The organism is uncultured Porphyromonas sp. (genome assembly GCF_934359325.1).
In the GTDB taxonomy this organism is placed as follows: Bacteria; Bacteroidota; Bacteroidia; order Bacteroidales; family Porphyromonadaceae; genus Porphyromonas_A.
The window spans coordinates 1-4,259 of the sequence record NZ_CAKRLH010000144.1 but is presented as its reverse complement, the minus strand read 5'-3'; the positions used below and the strand labels follow the sequence as shown (position 1 = coordinate 4,259).

Genomic DNA, 4,259 nt, shown 5'->3' with positions numbered 1-4,259 from the left:
ATCTATTATGAGCATAATAGCGACAACGTCTATCTGTCGGATAAGCTCTCAGCGGATATAGCTAAGGTGGGGATGCATAGCGATATCCATACGGAGGAGAGGGGGACTACAGCAGACTTACGAGAGAGTCGAAGCCTGAGCGACCTGGCGGTGAAGAACGATCTGAGATCGATCTTCCCCCTCGGGGATCTTATGATCCGTGGCTCTCTCTATGCCGACTATCAGCGCATAGAGGAGGGACTCGACGTGGCAGATGATCCCTCAGAGCTTTTTCTTCATCACAGGACGCTTCTGCATAGTGTGATGTCTACCACGAAGTCTGTCGGTGACCTTATGCTTTACCTGACTCTCACAGGTAATATGGAGGGCCATCGCTATGTTGTCGGAGATGCGGAGGGTCGATACCGGCTGGGGACTCTCGAGCTGTCCCCTGAGCTATTGTATCGTCTGCCGGGGGATCAGGTGGTGATGAGACTCACTTTACCTGTCGGTCTCACTGCCTATGGCTCCCAAGAGACGGAAAAGAGGACTGGGTCTCTACTCCCGCACTTCTCTATCAGTTACGCACCCACTGATCGGACGACCATCCGCCTGTCAGGTGAGGGGAATAGAGGGCTTCGGGCACCGGCTTATATGCCTGGTCAGCTCTTACGAAGAGGGTATAGGAGCTACTATACCTATGCTGATACTCCCGAGCGGTATCACACCATGCACGTCACTCTGACGGGGGCGTACCGCAACCTACTTCATATGATATTTATGAATGGGACGCTGATGGCACAGCGCTCCGGTGGCGACCAGCTCGCCACTCTCCGGGCAGTTGATGGACGACTTGTCTATGGTGTGAAGCCTATGGATTATCAGGCTGATCGACTCTATGCCGGCTTCTCTCTAAGCAAGAGCTTTGTCTCGACGGGCACTGTACTCAAGGGAAAGGTTGACGTATCGCACTCCTCTCGTCCTTTCCTGCAAAATCAGGTGGTCTATAAGGTCCCGATGACCTTCTCGGATCTCTCACTCAGCCTAGAGCAGAGGTTGTCCAAGTGGGGAAATCTTCTCGCTAACGTCGGTCTATCTACTTCGAAGCGTGGAGGAGAGAAGAGTAGCGAGCCTCTCCACCGGCTCAGCTATGGGACTACCCTATATCTCTTCCCGATGGAGACTTGGGAGGCTACCCTGAGCTATGAAGGAGGTGTGATGGAGATTGCTGAGGGTCAGAGGTCTCGTTACCGATTTCTGGATGCTGTGCTGCAGTATGATCTCTCCGATAAGGTGAGACTACGGGTGGAGGGGAAGAATCTGCTGAATACTACGCTTTTCCGACAGGTGTATTATGGGGGGATCAATGACTTTGCCTCTGAAGTACCTCTCCGAGGTAGGTCTCTTCTTCTCTCCCTCGCTTACAGATACTAATTATAGATAAAAAGAGTGGGGCGGAGCTCAAACTCCGTCCCACTCTCATTGTACCTATTGCATCACTTCTGAGATCGGACCATCCTATAGTAGGGGTGTCCCATGAAGTAAACTCTCTCGTCTCGCTGAAAGTCAAGCATAGTATAGTAGGATTCCAGTCGAGGCTTATCCTCATCTACAAGCAGAGTGAAGCGATCGTACCCGAGCTCTCTCGTCGCATAGTCAATGACCCTCTCCATGAGCCTCAGTCCTATGCGGTGTCCGCGGGCGGCAGGGAGGAGGGCCAGCGTATCGAGGTAGTACTCTCCAGGGCCGGTCTCGGTGTCACTCGGTCCCGCCCCATCCAGAGCGGCAAAGGTGAAGGCTCGCTTAGCCTCGTAATCGTCGCCCGGGTAGGAGATGAGGCAGCCAACTACTTCATCACCGACTTTAGCCACTAGAGTATTGCGATAGGAGTAGAGGGTGTCTGTCCGACCGCAGATATCCTGCAGCCAGTCGTAGAGCTCGCTCTGATCATCATCCATATCGTCGGCGAAGTCGTACCGCTCGATGGCTGCCATGGCGCACTTGGCGATCAGCGGCACCATCTCCGGCGTCCCTCGGGCTATGGTGATCTCAGGCTCTACGGTCATGGTGGACGCTACTTAGTACTCCTCTTCGTTGAAGAAGAAGTCCTCCTTACTCGGATAGTCGGGCCAGATGTCCTCGATGGACTCGTAGCTCTCGCCATCGTCCTCGATCTCCTGGAGGTTCTCGATCACTGCCATGGGGGCGCAGGTGCGCTGAGCATAGTCTATCAGCTCATCCTTGGTGGCAGGCCAGGGAGCATCATCCAGCTTGGAAGCCAACTCTAAAGTCCAGTACATATATTACTTCTGATTGATGGTTTCTACTTTGTTTTTCTTACCTATTATTAGGCGGGTGCAATGATAGACAATTTTCTCCTAATGGCAAAAATTCCCCTACACATCGAGGTGGTAGTGGTGTATCCCGAGCTGCTCGTACGCCTCCACGAGTGCGGTCTCGTCGTCGCTCAGGATCAGGACATGGTCGCCCACCTCGAGGGGTGTCTCGCCCTTCGGTATGAAGTAGCTCTCGCCCCGCTTCACGAGGATGGCGAGGGTGTGATTGGGGATGCTCATGTCCTTCAGCAGGTTGCTCCTCTCGATCATCGCCGGGCTGACGATCATCTCAGAGAGCGTGCTGGTGAAGTTTTCCGGCAGATCCACGTCCCTGAAGACCGGTGTCCTCACCTCTTCATCGACCAGCCCGAGCCACTTCGCCACGAGCGTCACGCTGCCACCCTGTATCGTCAGCGAGATGAGGGTGATGAAGAAGACGACGTTGAAGATCATCCGAGCCTCCGGCAGCCCCTCCACAAGGGGGTAGGTGGCAAAGATGATCGGCACAGCCCCGCGCAGCCCTACCCAGCAGGTGTAGAGCATCGCATTGAGCGGCATCTTCTTGATGAAGGGCAGGAGCGTCAGTGCCACAGAGAGGGGACGACCTACCAGCATCAGGAAGAGACCGATGATGATCGCTGGCAACGCCACACCCGCAAGCTCATCGACATTGACCAGCAGCCCCAGTGAGAGGAACATCACCAGCTGGCAGAGCCACTGGAAGCCGTCGAAGAGCCGCATCGTGCTCTTCTTGTAGATTACCTGGGAGTTGCCCACCACTAGTCCGGATATGTAGACAGCGAGGTAGCCATTTCCTCCGAGCCGCGCCGTCGTCGAGTAGATGACAAAAGCGACGAAGAGCAGGAGGAGCGAGTGAAGTGCCGGTGAGGCGAGCTTCACCTTATTGACAAACCAGACCGCCCCCTTGCCGAAGGCGTAGCCCAGCACCCCGCCGATGCTGAATTGGAGGACAAACATCCAGAGGGCATTGCCGATCGAGGAGTCGCCCGTATGGATCATCTGCAGCAGGATCAGCGTCAGCATGTAGGCCATCGGGTCGTTACTCCCCGACTCAAACTCCAGCAGTGGCTTGACATTGTGCTTGAGGTGCATCTCCTTGGACCTCAGGATCGAGAAGACCGATGCCGAGTCGGTCGAGGACATAACCGCCGCGCAGAGTAGTGCCATGGGGAAGGAGAGTGACTGCACCTCACCAGGCACCCAGGGCTGACGGAAGAGGAAGTAGATAAAGGTCCCCGTCAGCAGCATCGTTAGCAGTACGCCTACAGTCGCCAGGAGAGAGCCTCGCACCATCACCGGCCTGACCTCATCGAAGTCCGTATCCATTCCGCCCGTAAAGAGGATCATCGTCAGCGCGATGATACCGATGGTCTGAGCCTCAGAGGCGGAGTTGAACTCGAGATAGCCCGCGTAGCCGGCAAACATCCCGACGCCGAGGAAGAGGAGTAGGGAGGGGATGCCAAACCTAAACCCTGCCTTGCTGAGCACCAGGCCCACAATAGCAAGGAGAGAGATGTAGAAGATTAGCTGCTCTATCGCCATAATGGATGATTTGCGATCGTGTAGTGTGGGTACAAAAAACGAGATGCTGTCTCTCCACGAGTGGAGTAGGCAGCACCTCGGCTGGAGAAGTGACCCGGGAGGGGCTCGAACCCTCGACCCATTGATTAAGAGTCAATTGCTCTACCAACTGAGCTACCGAGTCATACTTTATTTCCCCTGTTGGCAGGGGGCTCTCTTGTGGATTGCTCTGCAAAGGTACAATAATTTTGCAGAAGGACAAGGTGCTGCGTGATCTTATTTTGCTACAAGGTATCTATTTCGCTTATCATCAGTCGAATAAATTCCTGTTTTTCTTGTTCTTTCTCCGCCGATTGGCAGACATGCGTAGCCGAGGCTAACAATGAGACACATTTGGATCTT

Annotated in this window: 4 protein-coding genes and 1 tRNA gene; 1 reads left to right on the top strand and 4 read right to left on the bottom strand. The window is 54.5% G+C overall.

Annotated elements, in window-relative coordinates; genetic code table 11:
• A partial coding sequence (locus tag Q0F21_RS05860; protein WP_297238243.1) for a TonB-dependent receptor occupies window positions 1-1,413 on the top strand: 1,413 nt, incomplete at its 5' end.
• Window positions 1,414-1,475: 62 nt separating this feature from the next.
• On the opposite strand, the gene Q0F21_RS05855 is transcribed toward Q0F21_RS05860, so the two are convergent.
• The 4 genes from Q0F21_RS05855 to Q0F21_RS05840 form a co-directional block, all read right to left on the bottom strand.
• Window positions 1,476-2,045, bottom strand: coding sequence for a GNAT family N-acetyltransferase (locus Q0F21_RS05855; protein ID WP_297238242.1), 570 nt, complete (start codon window positions 2,043-2,045; stop codon window positions 1,476-1,478).
• Between the two features lie 12 nt (window positions 2,046-2,057).
• Entirely contained in the window at window positions 2,058-2,279 is a 222-nt protein-coding gene (locus Q0F21_RS05850) for a DUF2795 domain-containing protein (protein ID WP_018106532.1), read from the bottom strand.
• A gap of 96 nt (window positions 2,280-2,375) precedes the next feature.
• Complete coding sequence (locus tag Q0F21_RS05845; protein ID WP_297238240.1) at window positions 2,376-3,878, bottom strand: potassium/proton antiporter; 1,503 nt, start codon at window positions 3,876-3,878, stop codon at window positions 2,376-2,378.
• A gap of 90 nt (window positions 3,879-3,968) precedes the next feature.
• Window positions 3,969-4,041, bottom strand: a tRNA-Lys gene (locus tag Q0F21_RS05840).
• Between the last annotated feature and the right edge of the window lie 218 nt (window positions 4,042-4,259).

Excerpts from the sequence above, each read along its gene's own strand:
- Q0F21_RS05855 (WP_297238242.1), bottom strand. The coding sequence starts at position 2,045 with ATGACCGTAGAGCCTGAGATCACCATAGCCCGAGGGACGCCGGAGATG.
- Q0F21_RS05850 (WP_018106532.1), bottom strand. The coding sequence starts at position 2,279 with ATGTACTGGACTTTAGAGTTGGCTTCCAAGCTGGATGATGCTCCCTGG.
- Q0F21_RS05845 (WP_297238240.1), bottom strand. The coding sequence starts at position 3,878 with ATGGCGATAGAGCAGCTAATCTTCTACATCTCTCTCCTTGCTATTGTG.